At 42.0% G+C, this 18,777-nt stretch carries 20 protein-coding genes; 7 read left to right on the plus strand and 13 right to left on the minus strand.

Annotated features, from left to right (window positions below):
* The first annotated feature begins 114 nt into the window (after nucleotides 1-114).
* On the plus strand, nucleotides 115-1,518 hold the full coding sequence (locus Q7A_RS08360; RefSeq protein WP_014706914.1) for a sensor domain-containing diguanylate cyclase: 1,404 nt from the start codon (nucleotides 115-117) through the stop codon (nucleotides 1,516-1,518).
* Nucleotides 1,519-1,548: 30 nt separating this feature from the next.
* On the plus strand, nucleotides 1,549-2,340 hold the full coding sequence (locus Q7A_RS08365) for a hypothetical protein (RefSeq protein WP_238595892.1): 792 nt from the start codon (nucleotides 1,549-1,551) through the stop codon (nucleotides 2,338-2,340).
* 215 nt (nucleotides 2,341-2,555) lie between these two features.
* Here the strand turns inward: Q7A_RS08365 and Q7A_RS08370 are convergent, their stop codons facing one another.
* The 4 genes from Q7A_RS08370 to Q7A_RS08385 all read right to left on the minus strand — a co-directional run bounded on the left by Q7A_RS08370 (nucleotide 2,556) and on the right by Q7A_RS08385 (nucleotide 6,862).
* The gene (locus Q7A_RS08370; protein ID WP_014706916.1) at nucleotides 2,556-4,181 is read right to left on the minus strand and encodes a PepSY-associated TM helix domain-containing protein; all 1,626 of its coding nucleotides are present in this window, start codon (nucleotides 4,179-4,181) and stop codon (nucleotides 2,556-2,558) included.
* Between the two features lie 13 nt (nucleotides 4,182-4,194).
* Complete coding sequence (locus Q7A_RS08375) at nucleotides 4,195-4,482, minus strand: hypothetical protein (protein WP_014706917.1); 288 nt, start codon at nucleotides 4,480-4,482, stop codon at nucleotides 4,195-4,197.
* Nucleotides 4,479-4,754, minus strand: coding sequence for a hypothetical protein (locus Q7A_RS08380; protein ID WP_041354463.1), 276 nt, complete (start codon nucleotides 4,752-4,754; stop codon nucleotides 4,479-4,481). The genes Q7A_RS08375 and Q7A_RS08380 overlap by 4 nt, the downstream gene beginning before the upstream one ends.
* A gap of 65 nt (nucleotides 4,755-4,819) precedes the next feature.
* Nucleotides 4,820-6,862 carry a TonB-dependent receptor gene (locus Q7A_RS08385; protein ID WP_014706919.1) on the minus strand — a complete coding sequence of 681 codons (2,043 nt, stop codon included), beginning with the start codon at nucleotides 6,860-6,862 and terminating at the stop codon, nucleotides 4,820-4,822.
* Nucleotides 6,863-7,010: 148 nt separating this feature from the next.
* On the opposite strand from Q7A_RS08385, the gene Q7A_RS15635 reads away from it, so the two are divergent.
* A complete protein-coding gene (locus Q7A_RS15635) occupies nucleotides 7,011-7,142 on the plus strand; it encodes a hypothetical protein (RefSeq protein WP_014706920.1) in 132 nt (43 codons plus the stop codon).
* Nucleotides 7,139-8,161, plus strand: a complete 1,023-nt coding sequence (locus tag Q7A_RS08395; RefSeq protein WP_014706921.1) for a helix-turn-helix transcriptional regulator — start codon at nucleotides 7,139-7,141, stop codon at nucleotides 8,159-8,161. Before Q7A_RS15635 ends, Q7A_RS08395 begins: the two co-directional genes overlap by 4 nt.
* A 134-nt stretch (nucleotides 8,162-8,295) precedes the next feature.
* On the opposite strand, the gene Q7A_RS08400 is transcribed toward Q7A_RS08395, so the two are convergent.
* From Q7A_RS08400 to Q7A_RS08410, 3 genes are all read right to left on the minus strand, one after another.
* The gene (locus Q7A_RS08400; RefSeq protein ID WP_151903912.1) at nucleotides 8,296-8,874 is read right to left on the minus strand and encodes a TetR/AcrR family transcriptional regulator; all 579 of its coding nucleotides are present in this window, start codon (nucleotides 8,872-8,874) and stop codon (nucleotides 8,296-8,298) included.
* Nucleotides 8,875-8,987: 113 nt separating this feature from the next.
* Entirely contained in the window at nucleotides 8,988-9,059 is a 72-nt protein-coding gene (gene pqqA / locus Q7A_RS08405) for a pyrroloquinoline quinone precursor peptide PqqA (RefSeq protein ID WP_081443609.1), read from the minus strand.
* Between the two features lie 110 nt (nucleotides 9,060-9,169).
* Nucleotides 9,170-10,486 carry a mechanosensitive ion channel family protein gene (locus Q7A_RS08410; RefSeq protein ID WP_014706923.1) on the minus strand — a complete coding sequence of 439 codons (1,317 nt, stop codon included), beginning with the start codon at nucleotides 10,484-10,486 and terminating at the stop codon, nucleotides 9,170-9,172.
* 123 nt (nucleotides 10,487-10,609) lie between these two features.
* Here Q7A_RS08410 and Q7A_RS08415 point away from each other — a divergent pair, with 123 nt between their 5' ends.
* The gene (locus tag Q7A_RS08415) at nucleotides 10,610-11,356 is read left to right on the plus strand and encodes an SDR family oxidoreductase (RefSeq protein WP_014706924.1); all 747 of its coding nucleotides are present in this window, start codon (nucleotides 10,610-10,612) and stop codon (nucleotides 11,354-11,356) included.
* An 81-nt stretch (nucleotides 11,357-11,437) separates the two neighbouring features.
* Here Q7A_RS08415 and Q7A_RS08420 read toward each other — a convergent pair whose 3' ends face one another.
* The 3 genes from Q7A_RS08420 to Q7A_RS08430 form a co-directional block, all read right to left on the minus strand.
* Nucleotides 11,438-11,641, minus strand: coding sequence for a cold-shock protein (locus Q7A_RS08420; protein ID WP_014706925.1), 204 nt, complete (start codon nucleotides 11,639-11,641; stop codon nucleotides 11,438-11,440).
* A gap of 280 nt (nucleotides 11,642-11,921) precedes the next feature.
* Nucleotides 11,922-12,950: an acyltransferase family protein gene (locus tag Q7A_RS08425; RefSeq protein ID WP_014706926.1), complete on the minus strand. Its 1,029-nt coding sequence runs from the start codon at nucleotides 12,948-12,950 to the stop codon at nucleotides 11,922-11,924.
* 93 nt (nucleotides 12,951-13,043) lie between these two features.
* Nucleotides 13,044-14,051: a sensor domain-containing diguanylate cyclase gene (locus Q7A_RS08430; protein ID WP_048480988.1), complete on the minus strand. Its 1,008-nt coding sequence runs from the start codon at nucleotides 14,049-14,051 to the stop codon at nucleotides 13,044-13,046.
* A 210-nt stretch (nucleotides 14,052-14,261) separates the two neighbouring features.
* On the opposite strand from Q7A_RS08430, the gene Q7A_RS08435 reads away from it, so the two are divergent.
* Nucleotides 14,262-15,230: a DUF3080 family protein gene (locus Q7A_RS08435; protein ID WP_014706928.1), complete on the plus strand. Its 969-nt coding sequence runs from the start codon at nucleotides 14,262-14,264 to the stop codon at nucleotides 15,228-15,230.
* Between the two features lie 3 nt (nucleotides 15,231-15,233).
* Here the strand turns inward: Q7A_RS08435 and Q7A_RS08440 are convergent, their stop codons facing one another.
* Together Q7A_RS08440 and Q7A_RS08445 are read right to left on the minus strand one after the other, a co-directional pair.
* Complete coding sequence (locus Q7A_RS08440; protein ID WP_014706929.1) at nucleotides 15,234-16,847, minus strand: methyl-accepting chemotaxis protein; 1,614 nt, start codon at nucleotides 16,845-16,847, stop codon at nucleotides 15,234-15,236.
* Between the two features lie 106 nt (nucleotides 16,848-16,953).
* A complete protein-coding gene (locus Q7A_RS08445; protein ID WP_041354466.1) occupies nucleotides 16,954-17,280 on the minus strand; it encodes a hypothetical protein in 327 nt (108 codons plus the stop codon).
* A gap of 99 nt (nucleotides 17,281-17,379) precedes the next feature.
* Between Q7A_RS08445 and Q7A_RS08450 the strand changes: the two genes are divergently transcribed.
* Nucleotides 17,380-18,264, plus strand: coding sequence for an IS982 family transposase (locus Q7A_RS08450; protein WP_014706222.1), 885 nt, complete (start codon nucleotides 17,380-17,382; stop codon nucleotides 18,262-18,264).
* 146 nt (nucleotides 18,265-18,410) lie between these two features.
* Here Q7A_RS08450 and Q7A_RS08455 read toward each other — a convergent pair whose 3' ends face one another.
* Entirely contained in the window at nucleotides 18,411-18,773 is a 363-nt protein-coding gene (locus Q7A_RS08455) for a helix-turn-helix domain-containing protein (RefSeq protein WP_014706931.1), read from the minus strand.
* Nucleotides 18,774-18,777 lie beyond the last annotated feature (4 nt).

Here is an 18,777-nt window from a genome sequence, read left to right on the forward strand (position 1 = left end):
CTCTAATTTGTTAATTCTTGCTTTTTTTCCTTGAGACTATAACAATCGATTAGAAGCATTTTTTGTATAGAGATGCTTTCAAGGTAATTATTCTCTTGAAAGGGGGAAGGCAGGGTGAAAACTACCATTTTTCCCGGCACTATCAATGGTCTGTTGAATTTGCTGTTGACCACCCTGCTGTATTACTTATTTGCAAGACAAGGTTTTTTCTGGTTTTCGTTTCCACCAGATCCTATCAGTTTGTTGTCGCTTTCATCCGGTATCGGCCTGGTGATGTGCCTATTGTGGGGAGTGCGTGTGTTTCCGTTTATTGTAACGGCAACATTCGCGGCACATTTTCCTGTTGTAACAGACACTGCTTTTATCCATAGCGCGCCATATATCGCTGTTACTTCATTGATCATGGGATTTGAAAGTGTTTTTGGAATGTTGCTAATGCGTCGATTTCTACCTTACGGCGTGAGCAGACCTCAACATTTATTGAAATTTATTATTTTGCTTTGTGGGGTTGTTCCAGCCTTATCCGCGTTAATGCTAAGCCTGAATATGATGTTAAGTGGATATATTGAGGCTGCTGAATTTACAGGCATTTATATCACACTTCTAAATGCTCATGGGCTTGGAATACTGCTTATTTACCAAGTGTTTACAGGTTTTTCACACAGCTCAACGTTTCAGTTAAGCGAATTAAAAAAACTGTGGTTAGGCGGGGCGTCAATTGGACTCATTGTGATATTGGCTTCTTACGTTTATGGGGTTTTATTATTTTTGCTATTACCGGTCCTGGTGATAATGGCTATTTCATTGAAACTGATTTTTAGCACATTGTTCAGCAGTCTGAGTTTTGTGGTTGTTTTTAGCATTATGGCTTCTGATAATAGTGTATTTTTCACAAATAATTATCAATTTACCTCGACAGGCTTGGTTGCTTACCTCTTTTCCAGTGCATTGGCTGTATTTGCCATCGCCATACAACAAAATCAAATTAATCTGACAATGGCGTCACGCGAGGCTTGGAAAAAAGCGGCTGAACGTGATCCATTAACATGTCTGGCAAACCGACGTGCATTTTTACCCCGCTTGAAAACAGAGCATGCCAGAGCCGTGAGAACCGGAAGAAGTTATTGTGTCGTTATCTGGGACATTGATGATTTCAAACAGATTAATGATACCTATGGCCATGATTATGGTGATGTTGTTTTAAAAAAACTGGCTGATATTCTGCGCGACAACTGTCGTGATATTGATTTCCCCGCTCGGATCGGCGGTGAGGAATTTGCAATAATCCTTCCAGAAAGTAGCAGTGAGGAGGGTGAACTTGCACTGGAACGTTTTCGCAGCGAGGTGGAATCTACTCGATTTATTGCCCCGGATGGAAAAATATTACAAATAACTATTAGTATTGGCATTGCGAGCTTCAAGCCAACTTATAAGACTGAAATGGCTTTAATGTCGGATGCGGATAAGGCCTTGTATAAAGCTAAAGCACAAGGAAAGAATCAAATACATGTATTTTGATATTCGGCCCGATATACAACGGAGTTATTCTTGAAAACTATATTCCATCGAACACAGATTATTGCTGTACTGCTAATGCTTTTGTGTTTGCTCCTGGCGCTGATACCTTTTGAGTCAAATGCGGGAACTCAATTAAGCCAGATGCTCAGGATCACACTCACTGTCTATGCGATTGCCCGGGGATTAAATGCGGTTATTTCAGCGGCACAAGGCACTGAATTATCCATCGAACCGATGGGAGTTGGTCTGACGCTGACTCCTGGTCAGATTTTGGATCCACTGAATGATTTGATTGAGCAGTTTTCAAGCGTTTTACTAGTGGCTTCTGCATCGCTGGGCATTCAGAAAATCCTGTTAGCACTTGGTGATATTGAAATATTGCGTTGGGCAATAGCTGGTTTTGCTGCCATCGTTTTAATCTTGTTGTTATGGCAGAAACTTCCTGACCGATGGTCTTCCATGCTGTTTAAGGTTGTGTTACTCATGACCCTGTTACGTTTAGCGATTCCGGTCACTATAGTCGCCTCCAATCAGTTACAGCTCTGGCTGGAGCAAGATAGACAGGATGCCATTGCTATTTTGCATAGCACCCAGCAGGAAGTGGCTGCAATTCAGCCGGAGTCAGATGATTCCGAACGCGGCTGGTATCAGGGATTCAAAGATAACCTGGATATTAAAAACAGATTGCAGAGTATTGAGGCCAAGGCAGAGCAGGGGATAAATGCGGCCATCTACTTGTTGGCTGAATTTGTATTGATAATGCTGATTTTGCCTATTGGCTTTTTATTTATAGCCTGGCGATTGATAGGCAGAATAATGTGATATCACATCTGAGGCCATCATTTTCAGATATCCGAATTCGGTTGTAATAATGCTTGGTGAAGCATTGGCACAAAGTAGTAGCAATGGGCCAGCAGTTAGTCATTCAGATAAATATCCATGTAGAGCATTTTTTTGATGACGCATCACGACCAACGTTGAATGTTGGATCATTTTTTTGCAATAGCGTTGCCAATGGTCCAACGAACAATGTAGCACTATGCCCCTTTTGGTTGATAGGACCATACGCTGTCGATTGCACCTGATTGATACACCCGTCGTGACGTGGCCCTTGCTAGAAATACAAAACCAATAGCCATCAATAGTGCAGTAACATCGACCATTATTGTACTTGGTTCCGTATGCGCCCAAAGTCCGCTATCCGGTAAGATAAAGGCCAGCAGGCTTGTTGCTGGAATAGTTAGGGTGGTGAGCGCCGCAACCCAGAGTAAATCCACTAAACTACGCGCGGCACCGCGAATGAATGCCCAGAACAAGGCAGCAAAAAACATCAGATAATAAATCCATTGATAACTGGAAAATACGGCTTGTGATTGAAGTGATAACCATTTGCTGCTCGCCAACATGAGCGAAATACCACAAACACAGCCGAGACATATACCTACTGTCAGTGAAGCCATTACACGTGTATCTTTACGTTGTGAACACAACGCGTCATCGGCTTTTATCCGTTTACGACGGTTTTCTACCCAAAGCAGATTACCTGTGTAAAACAACCAGGCACCCGCCAGACCTAATATGAAATAAACCCAACGTATTGGTGATCCACCAAAAGTAGCGAAATGTAATGCAAAAAGACTATTCACCACGATCATGTCGTTATTTTCTCCTGGCAGATAATCTGTTGATTGCACTTCACCGGTGTATGGGTTGATAGCAATAAAGCCACCGGGGGTTCTGGGGGCTAGCGCGTAATCATCATACCCCCATATTCGAACACTGGCTTTTGGGGTTGTGATGCCGACATATTCAAGTTGATAGGGCTCAAAACTTGGGGAAGCCGTTTGGGCGATATCTAATAAGGATTCGGGAGAAAGCATTACCGATGGATCTGTACTTTGGAGTGGATTAGGTTTTGGGGCGCTGGCGAATAAAGCCTGACGTAACTGACCGTCATGTATAACATTATCTTGAGCGTCATATAGCAAGTCATGATAGGCAAAAACAAATGCGGTCAACGCCATGATGATATGAAAGGGCAGGCTACTGACCCCAACAACATTATGAGCATCCAGCCAGACATGTTTTGGTTTACGACCGAGACGAAATGCAAAAAATACTTTCACTAAATTGGGTAGCAAAATAACCAATCCTGAAACTAAAGCCAAAGTGTATAACGTAGCAAACACTCCCATAATCCAGCGATTTGTATCACTGTCTACCGGTAAGCCTACAACACGATGTAACGTATCAATGAATTCTGCAACGGGGACAGGATGGACCTCTTCAGTCAACAGTTGATCTTTTTTATCCAAACGACCGGTGTAGTAGCGATTAGTTGAGACATCATGATCTCCGGCATTTTCATCCTGATTTATCCACATCAGTTGATGGGTGTGATATTTGTCTGGATATAAGTTGAGCAGTACAGTGTCAGCTGCTGAAGGTTCCGCCTCAATAATTCGAGCAATCAATCCAGAGACGTCCTGCAGTTGTGAAGCTTCTACTTCTGAATGTGGTGGTGTTGCCCAATGTGTAATTGACTCTTTAAATATGGTTAACGCTCCAGCATAAAAGGCAATAAATAATGCCATGCCACTAATAATACCGACCCATGTATGGAGTATTTTATAGATGCGAATAATGTCAGCTTTCACTTTCATGTGGACTTAGTTCTCAAAAAAATTTGAACAAAAAATACAATGCGTAAAGTAGGAGGTTCACGCCAGTAAGCCAAAGCCAGGCCTTTATGCCTGTTCTGAACAGATAACAGGTACTAAGTATCGTCAGCCAAACCAAGGCTTGCAGCCACATTATCAACTGTGCTTCTGCACTTCGATCGATAGTAAGTGGTAGTAAAAAAAACAGACCACTGACTGCCAGCGCAATAAAAAATCCGGCAATCAAACCTGCAAATGTTTTCAATATCCAGTCATTTTGTGTTGAAGATGAGTGGCTTTTCATGGACGCTTATCCCTGCTTGATTTCAACGCGCCAAGATAAGGGAACAACACGAGCCAGAGCATAACCCAGGCCAAAAAAATGAAGACGGCGGTGATGGCTTGCATATTTGTGATAAGAAAAATCAGGCTGATCACAAATAATAGGAGTCCTGAACGCCTCAACAGCAGTGGGGGAAAATTACGTTTCAGCCAAAGCTGGTGTCTTGATGCTAGGTAAATAAAAATACAACCGAAGAAAGCCAACAGCAGCGCACTGTAAAAATATATCGACATAATCACTTCCTGAAATGATAAAGCAGCCGTGCAAACAGCTGCTTTATTGATTTCTACTCGTCAGGTTAAAAGAAAGAGTAAGTGGCTGAAACCCCAACATGGCGAGGATCAATCACATCCATATAACCTTGTGGATAACGTGCGTCTGCAGGGTAGTCAACGCGTTTGGCATATTTATCTGTCACATTGTTAATGTAGGCTGCCAACGCAAGTTGACCTATTTTGTAGTTGGCGCGTAGATTGATTACAGAATAACCACCGATTTTTTGTTCTTCGCTATTTTCAATATCGGCATAATAACCCCCGACATATTGCAGGTTACCACCCACATCGAAATTATCCGTCAGGTAGTATCTTGCACCAATATTGGCAGTTTTTTTCGGTGCTGAGCTGAGTTCATTACCATCTACACCTGGGTAATCGTCACCACCATCAACCACTTCTGTATGTAACAAACCTAACGATACATTGATTTCCAGATCATCTTGGACCCACACAATTCCTTCAATTTCAGCACCGTAAGTTTCAGCTTTGTCGATATTAACGATATGTCGATTTGCCAGGCCTTGATATCCATCATAGTCATTGAAAAAAACATTGGTATTCAACGAATATCGCCCGTCATCAAATTCATTTCGTGTAAAGAATTCATAAGTGTTCACGCGCTCATCATCATAGTAGTAATATTCTCCAGCGATGGCATCAAGCGCACCACCGGAAGAGTTGTAACCTTTGCGTGCACTCGCCCCGACGCGATTCGTTTCTGTCAGGTCGTAGCTCAGGGCAATTTTGGGTAACCAAATAGTGTTGTTTTCGTCCAGGTTCGAGTCAATAGCACCATATATAAAGTGCCGTTCTTGTGACTCTTTTTGATAACGTAATCCGCCAGTGAGCACTAATTTATCTGTTAGGCCAAAATTGACTTCACTGTATACCGCCTTGGAATCAGCAGTGTCATCACCGGTATATTGATATGAACCCGTACTTTTGACATCTTGATCCCGTTTGAAATAATCCAAGCCCACAAATCCGTTCAACGCATGGCTACCTTCACCAAAGTTAAATTTCACATCAACCGTTTTATTTTCATCGTTATAAAGCAAATTCTGTTTGTCAGCCGGAGCTGGATCGTAACTGTCAAAACCGAGTTGGTAATCCATTTTTGCAATCAGGAAATCCAGCGATGAGTTATCACTGAGCTGGTAGCGCATTTTAAGACTGGTGATTTCTGTTTCCGTGTCCATATCACGAATTAGTCCCTCAATCTTGTTATAGTTTTCGGTGCCATCATTCACAAAGTAACGTCGACCAGCATCACCTTCCTCATTGTAGTTTGAGTAGGTCAATAACGCTTCAAATGCATCAGTGGGTGTCCATAACAATTTGGCACGACCTTGACGTGTGTCTAATTCATTTAAGTCGATATTGCTTGGATTGGTTTCATATTTGTCATTGGATGTAATGGTTTCACCATCAACCAACTGACCTGCGAAGCGAAATGCCAAAACATTATCAATGATTGGACCAGACAACATTAACGCTTTGTCAAAATATTGATCTTTGTTTCGATAACCTAGGCGAACCGCACCATCCCAATCAAATGTGGGATCTTTAGTGTTGATGTACATGGCTCCGGCAATGCTGTTACGTCCATGATTTGTCGATTGGGGACCACGGTAAACTTCAATTTGCTCAAGATCCCATAAACCGGAGTCACCCGTAAAATCAGCTACAAATGGTTGTGCGACACCATCGATAATCGTGTTGAAGCGTGCATTAGCCCCACCACTGATCGAGTTGAAACCGCCAGCTGCACCATTTCCTGTTACGCCGCGAACATTCGGGACAACCCCCGTTTGGATGACAACATTGGGTATAGAAGAAATAGCATCACGCAAGTTTTGATGTTGGGTGCTGTTTAATTCATCTGCACCTATGACGGCAACTGAAGCCGCCGTATCTTTAAGACTTCTGCTTTGGTTTTCACCTTCCACCACAATATTGTTTAACTGGACTCGATTGTTATCGGTAACGTCCGTCGCGGTTTCAGCGATTGCCTGCGCATTCAGACAGGAACAAATTGCCACTGCCAAAAAGTGTTTCTTCATGAATTTATCCTTGCTATCTATTAACTTTCCAGTCAGTAAAAAGAGCTTCGTCAGCCGTAAGACTGGTTCAATGAATTCATATCGTTATGTAAATGAAAATCATTATCATTATATGATAGTCTGTGATCGTAATTCTCTGAGAATGGTTATGAAAAAACAGCAAAATAGTATGAAAATTTGGCAATCTTTGGAAACAAGAGACAACTTCTTGGTTAAACCGCAAATGTCAGTAAATAATTTAATTGGAATCAATCAGCTTGGTGTAAGGAATTCAATGTGAATTGGCAGGAACAAATTATCCATTTTTCTGATCTGCAACGTCTGAATACCTGTTACTCGATATTTTCGAAAGAGTTCATCCAGGATGATGTGCTTCTAAAGGGTTTATTTCATCACAGCTTTAATCGTCATGGCCTTTCAATTCAAGCGGGAAACTTGATTGAGATGCGTGACCGAACCAGCTTCGCTGAGCTGCCGCCGGGGATCAGTTTCACTATTATGTTTCAAGGTGCGGTGTCATTTTCATTAGGACCAAATTGCTACCAACTGGGTAAATATCGTCATGCTGATGTCGATTGCTCGGCCTTTATCCTGAATCAGCCAGAAATCCTCAGTCGACATTTCAAGAGGGGTATGCGGGTTTGCAAGCTGAACATATTCATTGAACGATATTGGTTAGAAGAAAAAGCCCGAACGACAAAAGATAAAGATTTGCTGGATCAGATGTTTAGCAAGCATTGTGCCTTTCATTATTGGCTTCCATCCAAGCAAATAATTGACAGGTCAAAAGCTTTACTGGACTTGTGTGATAACTCATCAATACGTCACCAGCTTTTAAGAGAATCTTTTGCATTGCAAATTGTGGGCGAATGTCTAGAAGAATTATCATTATGTAGTGGCATTAATGGTTCAGAGAATACTGCTGACATGGCACCTATGAGCTTATCCGATTCACGTCTGATACAACGGATTGATACACTATTATTGCGGAGAATGGCTATCCCCGAAATGGCAGAAACGCTAGGGTTGAGTATGAGTACCTTGCAGCGAAGATTTAAATCGGCTTATGGGATGACAGTCAATAAATATTCCTGCCAAAAACGACTGGAAATGGCTAAAAAAGCCTTGATTGTGGAGAAAAAATCGATTGGCGAGGCGGCGTTTATTGCAGGCTATGCTCACCCATCTAATTTCATTTCAGCTTTCAAAAAACGTTTTTCATTTACACCTTCAGAGTTTGTGCAGATGAGTAGTCAAAGGGCCGAATATAATGATCGAAATCATGCCCACAAGTCGTGAAGTGTCTACTTGAGAACAACTTGAAGGCCAACTAATGAATAAGGAAGGCTTTTAACTGGGTATTTTGATCCGCTTCTCGCCTTGGATTGAATGATACCTCTTTGCATTGATCAACAGACCCTAGTCTGAAAGAGTTATTTCAGAAAGCCGATTTTGGATGCAACCTTTAATTGTCTTTCAAGACAACCTCGAGTCCGCTGGTATATTGAAGTGTTATCAGTAAGCCAACAACAAAAAGTGATCAAATACACCTCGGTTAGCACTGTTTCATCCACAGCTCGCCATGGCAAGGCTGAGCGCTGATCTGATGCCTCACGCAACCATTGCACAGTACGACTGATTCGTAGCAATGCAGGAATCTGAATATGCAGATGACCAGGTTCCAGTTTATTTATAATCATTTGCCGGGTTACTTTTTGATTGATTGCAAGTGGTTGCAACCATGCCATCATCAAGTGATGAAATTTTTGCTGATTATCTAATGTTGCAAATACACTGGATTGCATCGCCTTCAGCATATTCTGATCGGCACGATCAAACCAGGCGTCACTGATTTGTTCTTTTTCAGCAAAACAATTATAAATATCGGCCAGTGAAATATTGAGTTGGGCAGCAATATCGGACAACCGTACCGATTCCCATGAGGAACGTGAAGCCAGGCTGACTGCACTGTTAATAATGGCTTCACACAATTCGGAGTGTTGGGTCATCATATTTCCTCCCGTTAACAGTATAGAACATACACACTCAGCATATCGGATAAAACCTATAGGCAAAAAAAAGCCCCGAACTTGTCGGGGCTTCTTAGGTTTCGCTTAGCTGCAAATTAACGGTTGCAGATGTACATTGTTACTTCAAAGCCGAAACGCATATCTGAATATTCTGGTTTAGTCCACATGTCGATTTCTCCTGTTAAAAGTGAAATTACTTTTTACAGTTCAAATAATACACTTGTACTGCTGTAATCAAATAAGCATTTACCCTGTTGCCACTCAGGATTTTCCTGAATCAACGAATTGCTTCACCACTGGCATTGAGGATTTTAACTTCACGTTGTGGGAATGGGATTTCAATTTCATGCTGTTTTAACGCATCCCAAATCATTAACAATAAATCGGCTCCCACACGGTTAACACCATCATCGATGCCTTCCATCCAGAATTCAATCAGAATATCGACACCAGAGTCCCCAAAGCCCGCAATTTCTGCATCCGGACGTTCCTCAATGGGCACATCGTCACCACTTATCACCCGAGGATGGCTGGCGACAACCTGCCGTAATAAATCAAACAGAAAATGCAGATCTGTTTTATAGGCGACCTGAAATTCCAGGGAATAGCGTTGTTTGAGATTTTTATGGGTCCAGTTGGTAAAACTGGTGGTGATGAACTGTTCGTTCGGCACCATGATATCTTTACCGTCGAAGGTCTCCAGCGTCGACGAACGCATATTCAATTCACGGATAATACCTTTGCGACCATCCTCCATCTCAATGTAGTCACCGACACTTAACGAACGCTCAAGCAGCAGGATGATGCCAGAGATAAAATTGGAAGCAATTGACTGTAAGCCAAAACCTAAACCCACACCCAGAGCACCACCAAACACTGCCAGTGCAGTCAGGTTAATTCCCATGATCTGCAACAGCAGAATAAAGACGATAAAGAACAGGGCGATCTGAAACAGTTTGGCAAATACTTCACGGGTACCAATATCCAGATCTTCCTGGCTACGGATAATTTGTTGCCCGGCATTACTGGAAATACGTCCTAGCCAGAATAAAATCGAGCCGAATATCAGCACACGAATAATGCCGTAAGCGGAAATCTTGATATTGCCTAATTCAAATGACAGAGATTCAAGATAAACGATAACTGCATCCAGCCAGCCAAAAAGATGTAACACAGCGATGGGTAAAATAATAAAGAGAGCGAGCTTTTTAAATAATGCTTTATGAACCACTCGATTTATCAGTTTGTAGAGCATATAAATCACAGCCCAGCTCAGACATATTTGAATTAACCAGCTTTGGCCTATCCATAACTGACTGATATCTGCAGCAATCGAAAATGCCAGAATCATCATTAACGGAAAAATCAGATCCCGACTACGATAAATGCTGTTACGGAATTTAAGTAAAGGACCAGAAGCGGGGAGCTGTCTTAATAGTGGTGAGCGGTTCTTTAAAAAACTGGCAATCGAAAAAGCCAGTAAACCGGCTAATACTATCAGTCCGATTTGAGAATAGAACTTTGGACTGCTTGCCCAGTCCATGGCAATGCTCAGTGATTGAAAGAAGATAGTTTCAATTTGCTGAATATCCATTACGATTCCGAATGATTTGCTAAAAGACTGCTAATGTAGGTGAGCACAAGCGTTGAATCAAGCTGGTCTGAGAATTACTTTAGAGTGTAATGACTGATTCTGTGAAAGATGGGAGTGTTCTAGATGAATGACACCTATGACATAACAGGTAAAGTAGCCTTGGTGACAGGGGCTAACCGTGGTATTGGTAAAACGATTGTCGAGGCTTTTATTCATGGAGGTGTCAGCAAAATTTATCTGGCGGTGCGTGATGTCGCATCAGCTGATGCATTATTGGCGCAATATCCCGAACAGCTTGTTGTCCTTGAGGTGGATATAGCAAAGCAAGAAACCATTTTTGCTGCTGCAAAAAAAGCCAATGATGTTGATCTGGTAGTAAATAATGCAGGTATTTTACTAATGGCAATGCCGCTGGATGAGCATGTGGTTGAAGCCCTACAAACTCAGATGGCGGTTAATGTAAACGGTTTGCTCTACATGGCCCAGGCTTTTGCACCGGTATTGAAATCAAATGGTGGTGGAGCCTTTGTCCAACTCAATTCAATTGCTTCATTAAGAGCATTTCCGGCCTTTTCAAGCTATGCCGCTTCTAAAGCTGCGGCCTATTCATTAACTCAGGCCTTACGGGAGCAGTTAGCTGAACAAGGCACCAGAGTAATGAGTGTGCATCCTGGTCCAATAGCAACTGATATGGCAAAAGATGCCGGGTTTGGTGATATTGCAGAAACCGCTGATACGGTTGCAAAAGCTATTATCGATGGCCTCAAAGCCGGTCAGTTTCATGTGTTTCCTGATGCGATGGCACAGGAGATGTGGGTTCACTATCAGAGTTTTGCCCGTAATGTTGTGGAGGCTGACAGTGTTGAATAAAACCCAGATACAAAAAAAGCCCCGGAAAACGGGGCTTTTTCGTTTCACCCGAAGGTGAAAATCAAACTGTTAACGTAGCAATTATGCAGGAACGATGTTTTCAGCTTGTGGACCTTTTTGACCTTGAGTAACATCAAATGTTACACGTTGGCCTTCAGTCAATGTTTTGAAACCGTCACCTTGGATTTGACGGAAATGTGCGAAAACGTCAGGGCCGTTTTCTTGTTCGATAAAACCAAAGCCTTTAGCTTCGTTAAACCATTTAACTGTTCCAGTTGAAGACATAAATCATCCTATTTTTTGTAAATCTAAAATGCCCAATATGGGCGGGTATGCTGTAAGTGGAGCGGGTATTTTGATAACAGGACGAGTACTCTTTGGATCTAACATTAAAGCGGAAACATCGAACTTGAAAACAAATATCTGTCGTACTTGCAAGCACGACCGAATATATAGAGATTATATGTAAAGGTCAAACCCTATTTGCTAAATAATCGAAATATATCTGCAATGGCTCCATAGATACTCCCGATGACTACTCATCAGTCAGAAATAATTGACTTAATTAATTCATTGCAACTAATGGGGCCGTTTTATAACGTCTTTCGCGAAACCAGTTTAACGCCGGCTTTTCTACGTGGTAGTGAATCAATATGGCCAGCAGAAATGACACTCCAATGGCAATAGCAACTCCGGTGACACCAGATAAGCCAATTGCATAACTATGATCGATGATTCCGTAACCAATATTTTGGTGGACCAGATAAAGGGAATAGGAAAGGCTGCCCAACCATAAGGTGAGTCGATTGATAATAAAATCCAGATAACCGCTTATTGCCAGCACAAAAACCGCGTAACAAGCTAAAACAAAAAGACTGAATGGTGCGGGATAGGCAACGAGTGCATGACTCATCGACAGCGCGAGGAATAGCACTTCACTGGCGGTCAAATTCCCCGACTTGTACCAGCGATATAACAACATCCCGCTGATAAACAGAGGGGCATACATGGCAAATAGTAATTCATGGGTCAAAAACAGTAATGACGGGTATAGACTTTGCAGATTAATGACCGATATGTAACTGATAATCACCCAGCCAAACAGAACAGTGCGCAGTTGCTGCCAGCTTTTCAATGCATAAAATAGTATGGCCATCCACAGATAAAATGTACCTTCAATTACCAGGCTCCAGTAGGCACCATCGACATGGGAATAATCCAGGTAACTATGTAAAAGCGAGAAGTTTATTAATGCTGTGCTGAACGAAACAGTGCGATCATCCGGGCCGAGCATTTGAACTATGAAGAAAGTCAGCAGAATGCAAACCCATAAAGCCGGTAATAAACGGAAGGCCCTGGCCAGACCAAACCAGCGGGCATTTTCGGTTCGTTCCAGTGTCATCAAAATCACAAATCCACTCAGCATAAAGAACAGATGAACGCCATAGCGGCCAAATTCCAGCACATCAGGTGATGAGAAAGTGTGACCATAAAGTTCATCGTAATAAGGCATGTAATGAAACAGTACTACGCCGAATGCGGCCATACCTCTTAAGGCATCAAGTGCCTGTAACCGGTTTTTGGCTTTCGCCATCTAATGCTCCTGTAGAGTTAACTCGACAAGGTGATTAATTAAACAAACTGAGCGGCCATAAACGCGGAAAGTTGATATAAATGTTTTCACATATCAGGCGACTACGCAGTTTTTACCCTGGTGTTTTGCTTCATAGAGTTTACGATCTGCCCGATAGAGCAGGGCAAAAATACCCTCATCTTCTTTACCATATTCGGTCAGGCCTATGCTGACAGTGAAAGTCACGTTTTCACCGCTGACTAATGGCAGGTTCAATTGTTCTACACGTTCACGCATCCGTTCGGCTAATGCTCGAGCTGAGGAAAGATCGGTTTCAGGAAGAATCATGGCAAACTCTTCTCCACCAATACGACCAAAAATATCGTAAGCGCGTTTTGAGTTCATAATACAGTCTGTAAATAATTTGATAGCTTCATCACCGGTGTTATGGCCGTGCAAATCATTGATACGTTTAAAATTATCGATATCAAACATTAACAGGCATAACGTTCGATTGTGACGAGAAGTTCGCTGCAGTTCGGTTTCTGCCTGGGCAATAAAAGCCCGCCGATTCCATATACCGGTTAAATCATCTGTATTGGCAAGAAATTCGAGCGTTTTGGCGACTTCTTCCAACTCAAGGTTTTGTTCCAGAATATCAAGATGCGCTTCAAAAATATTGCGTAACTGCACCATCATCTTGAGTTGTAATTCGCTGTAATAATGCGTTTCTGTGTCGAGAACACATAGTGTGCCAAACGGGTCGCCATTCGGCCAGGTGACGGGCAAGCCAAGGTAATTAATCATACCTAGCGTCGGGTCATATTTATCTTTCCATGCGGCATCTTCATAGGCATTGGCTACAAACAGGGTTTTCTGTTCATGGATGACAAATTCGGAATAGGTTTCTGAACCTCTTAAATCAAATTTCTGATTACTTTGATAGGGGTTTGTCGATGCACGGTTTTTAACCATTACCGCAAGCTGATTATTTTCATCTACATGCGTCAGAAGTGCAGCAGGTACTTGCATGAATTCGGCTAACAGATCAATCAGATCCTGCCATTGTTGAAAATATTCATCACTCACCATTGGATGAGATGTATCTGTCGTAATCGTCAAGATACCTATCCTATATTTTTAGTCTGTTATGGAGCATACAATAAATTTATAACGAGTCTTTAACCTATTTAAAGTGTCTCAGTCAAATATCTGATTTTTAAACCCTTTCGACCTGTCATATTAATGAATATTCCATATCGAATTTTAGTTCTGTTCAGCCTTATATGTTTGCTTTGTGCCTGCGACCCTTTGGCAAAACCGGAAACCCTGATGGATGAATATGTGAAACGGTTAGCCAATGTATTGGATGTGGAGCCAGTCTATTCAGATCTGATTGATATAGAGCGAATTCCGCGACCTAGAGACCGTCGATTATCCATACCCGAACACGATATAAATATGCTGGACTTTTTGTCTTTATATGGCTGTGAACTGCAATTTGTGGTGGGAGAAAAAAACTCGATTCTGGGACGCGTCATGCAGCCCTTGAATAGTTTACGTTATGAATTGCAGTTTATAGATGCAGCACAACAATGTCTGGTCGAGATTGACAATGAATCATTAAGAACAAAGCTGACGCAAGTAATTGAATTAAAAAAACAGTATTTACCACGTGTGATTTGGAATGCTACCTGGGGAACAAAGGAAATCGCGCAGCTAATGAGTTTGTCATCAGGACTTTATGATCCAGAGAAAAGCCAATACGAAATCAGTAGCTATAATCAAGATATTGTTTATGTAAACAAACGGGTTCAGCAACTGCTTCAAGGTCAGTATGAACAGGATCTTGAGTATATGGGCGAGATTCAACAACGTTGGCAATATGGAAGCCGGGCAGGGCAATTACACAATAGTGCGAGATTACTGATAAGCCGGCTGGATGATGGAACCAATATTCTTAAGCAACGCATTGATGAAAACCCATTATGTTTACAGGGTAGACCGAACAATCAGGCCAAGATTCTGGAATCGATGTTTTTCAAGGTTTATATTGAAAAAGTCCAACCTTATATGTCGGCTGTAAACAGCGGTGCTGATCAGCTGTTTCAACCCTTAGCTAGACTGGCAAAGATACAAACAGAGATCATGCCGCGGACTTTTAATGATTATTATCAACAAACATTAAATCTGAATTATCAGGAAAATATCTGGGCGTTATATCAGCAACGCATCAAAGAACACACTGAAGCCTGGCAAGATTTGCTGGAACAATGTGGTCTTCGACCCACCCCCGACTAGTGGCTAGACTTTAAAGCGGCTCATCATTTGTTTCATGTTTTCAGAAAAACGTCTGATTTCCTGCGCTAACTCTTCACCTGTTTCAGCTACCTCACTGGCAGATTCTGTCTGCTGGTTTAGACCGTGCAGATTTTTACTGATTTCTTCAGCGACACAGGTTTGCTCTTCAGTCGCCTGAGCGGTTTGGGTTGCCATATCATTTACCCGGTTAGAGGACTGCTGAATTTCGTGGAAAACTGTATCGGCTTCAACAAAGGTATTCGCTGTTTCATCAGCATTTACCTTACCTTCAGAAATAGCCTTCGCGGAAGCACTGACAGACAATTGTAATTTCTGAATAATTTCATCTATATCATTGGTGCTCTGCTGTGTACGGGTTGCCAGAGTTCTGACCTCATCTGCCACGACAGCAAAGCCTCGACCGTGTTCACCTGCCCGAGCGGCTTCAATGGCAGCATTCAGTGCCAGCAAATTAGTTTGTTCGGCCACGCCACGAATAACTTCCAAAACAGTAACGATATTATTTGAGTTGGTTTCAAGCTCCTGAGAGGAGTTCAATACCAAATCCATATTACGGATCAACGCAGCGATTTTTTCATTCGAGGTTCTGACAACCGCCATACCACGATCAGCCAAACCAGCAGTTTGATCTGCCTCAGAAGCTGAATTGGTTGCAACCTGAGCCATTTCTTTGTTGGCCAGTGTCATTTCATGAACAGCACTCACAATGGATTCTGTCGATAAATTAAGTTTATCGTTAATTTCTTTGGTATGAACTGACGCATCTGACAGACTGGCAGTGAGATTGCCGAGGTTCGCAACCTGGGACAGAATATTTTTAATCAGATCCTGCAGGTTGGAGACAAAAACATTAAACGCCTGAGCCAGATTACCGAATTCATCTTTAGACGACACATCTATTCTAGCAGTGAGATCACCATCACCCGAGGCAATTTCATTAATTCTTTTTACCAAATAATTAATATCGTTAGTCAATTTTTTGGGTATCAGATAGCTGAACGTTAAGGCAATCAGTAAGACAATAGCAACAGCTATAAAAGTGATCGTCATTTTTGTTTTTATATCAGCTTCCAATTTTTGTTCGATAGCTTCGAACCCACTAATCACTGCCTCACCTGATTTATCGAGAATATCTCGTAACTCAGCAAACCTTTGTTCTTCTGTTTCTTCAAGAGCGTTGAGTGACTGGCGATTATTAAAGCCTTCAATAAGGGCATCGGAGGAAGCAACCCAGTTGCGGTAAGCTTGATCGAATATAGTGGGATCACCGGCTACTTCGGGGAAATCTTGCAGATATTCTCGGTAATCAGCATAGCGTGCTGAGACTTGTTGAATATTTTCCTGGCGATCAGTTTCCTGTTGGGTACTGTCCGACCCTCCGGAAAGAATATTAAGTTGAGCAAGTTTAGCTTGATACAAGTCACGATCGGCATTGAGAATGACTTCACTTGCGGGCATAAAACTACGCGCTTGTATTTCAATCAGTCGATCTTGTAGGGACATCATCCACCAAAACATCGAGATGACAATAATAATCGTTAACCCCATAACCATTACGGGTAAAGAGCTTTTGGTGCGAATACTGTGGATGTTCATATAATGTCCTCAAAAACCGCAATGTCAAATATCTGTCAGCTATACGCGACAGTTATTCCGGCAAGGTTGATTTACAGCAATGTTGTCGACAAATTAATCCAAATCTTTAGAAAATATTATCAACCAGTCTATTTTTTTCTTTTACTTCTGGGATTATTTTTTTGTCACCTGACAAAGCAGAAATAATGATGTGTTGTTTTTCTACATAAATCACTTGCAGCAGTGGGACGGATAAAACCAGCATCATGGGAGTTGGCTGAAAGGCATCACTTTGCTTTGCGCTTCGATTATCAATGGGGGTATATCTTTCATCGTAACCATTGTTGCAAGCGATGCCATGTTCAACAGATCCTAACGCCGCATAATTATGGGGGGAAAGGGGATAAAAATTTCTAGGCTGTTGAGGACTATAATATGACGCATTTCTAGACATAATGTAGTTAACCTGAGCTGCGCATAAGAAAAGAGGAACTAAAAGCCTGAGCCACGATCGAATCGTTTGACCAAAAACGAGAAACGAAAGGGCTCAAGTATGTACAATTTAGAGAAAATGTATTGCGAAGTCGATGATTTTTGCCAAAGATTTATCCCGGCCTGGCAACACCAGCAGATAGCAGCCGGAGATAAATGCCGGAACAAGCCTGGCAAGTTGTCGGAAAGTGAAGTCATCACTATTCTGATTTTATTTCACCAGCTCCGCTTCAGAGACTTCAAGACCTTTTATACACACTATGCCCGGAAGCACTTGAAGCAAGCTTTCCCCCAACTGGTTAGCTATACCCGCATGTTGAAACTGCTGCAAAGTGTGCTGGTTCCCCTGTGTGCCTTTATGACACAACGTTACGGCAAACCAACCGGCATCGCCTTTGTTGATTCAACCAAACTGGCGGTATGCCACAACATTCGCATTCCTCGAAACCGTGTCTTTAGCGGTGTTGCAGAGCGAGGCAAGGGCACCATGGGCTGGTTTTATGGCTTCAAGCTACACCTGTTAGTGAACGAACAAGGTGAAATACTTTCAGTAAAAATCACAACGGCCAATATTGATGACCGCAAGCCCATACCGGACATGGTCAAACAGCTATGGGGCACCTTGTATGGCGATAAAGGTTATCTGTCTCAAACACTTAAAGAGTCATTAGCCGAACAAGGCATTAAGCTGGTCACCGGCATTCGCAAGAATATGAAACCGCAACTGATGACGTTATGGGACCGGTTGATGTTGAGAAAACGCTATGTGATTGAAACAATATTTGACCAATTGAAGAATATTTCTCAAATCGAACACTCACGGCACCGCAGCCCTGTCAGCTTTATGGTCCACCTCATGGCTGGATTGGTGGCTTATACCTTCCAACCCAAGAAGCCTTCTATCAAGTTGAACAGGAATGAAAAGGGCGCGCTTATGCAGATCTGAGGTTAGTTATGTTTTTTGTCATACAGAACAATAGCAGACAGTAGTAAGCTCACAGGATTTATTTATAGATGGCGATAATAAATATGTCACAACGTGGCAGAGGCCGTAGCGCTATAGAGCCATAAATCGTAAACGTGCGTTTTACATTATTTAGATTTGGTTTTTTTACTTTTCTTTTTATCCGTTTTTTTAGTTTTACCGTCTTTGACCTTCGATTTTTTTGTCTTTTGTTTATCTTTATTGGTAGAAGCTTTTTTTTCAGTTTCTTTACTGATTTTAATTGGCTCCGGAAAACAATTCATACCGTTTGCACGGTATCTGCCCAGCCAATAACGAACCTGACCTACACTCAAAGCAGTCTTTTCAGCAGCTTCTTCTTGAGTTGCACCTTCAGATAAGAGCAATAAAGCCTTGGCTCTTTCGCTATTGACGGAAGCTTGTTCGCTGATTTTATTCAGCAGTTTTTGGGACTTTTTCTTTAAATCCAACAATGCTATCGAGTCGTTCATGTGA

This window comes from Methylophaga nitratireducenticrescens, assembly GCF_000260985.4.
Classification (GTDB): domain Bacteria; phylum Pseudomonadota; class Gammaproteobacteria; order Nitrosococcales; family Methylophagaceae; genus Methylophaga; species Methylophaga nitratireducenticrescens.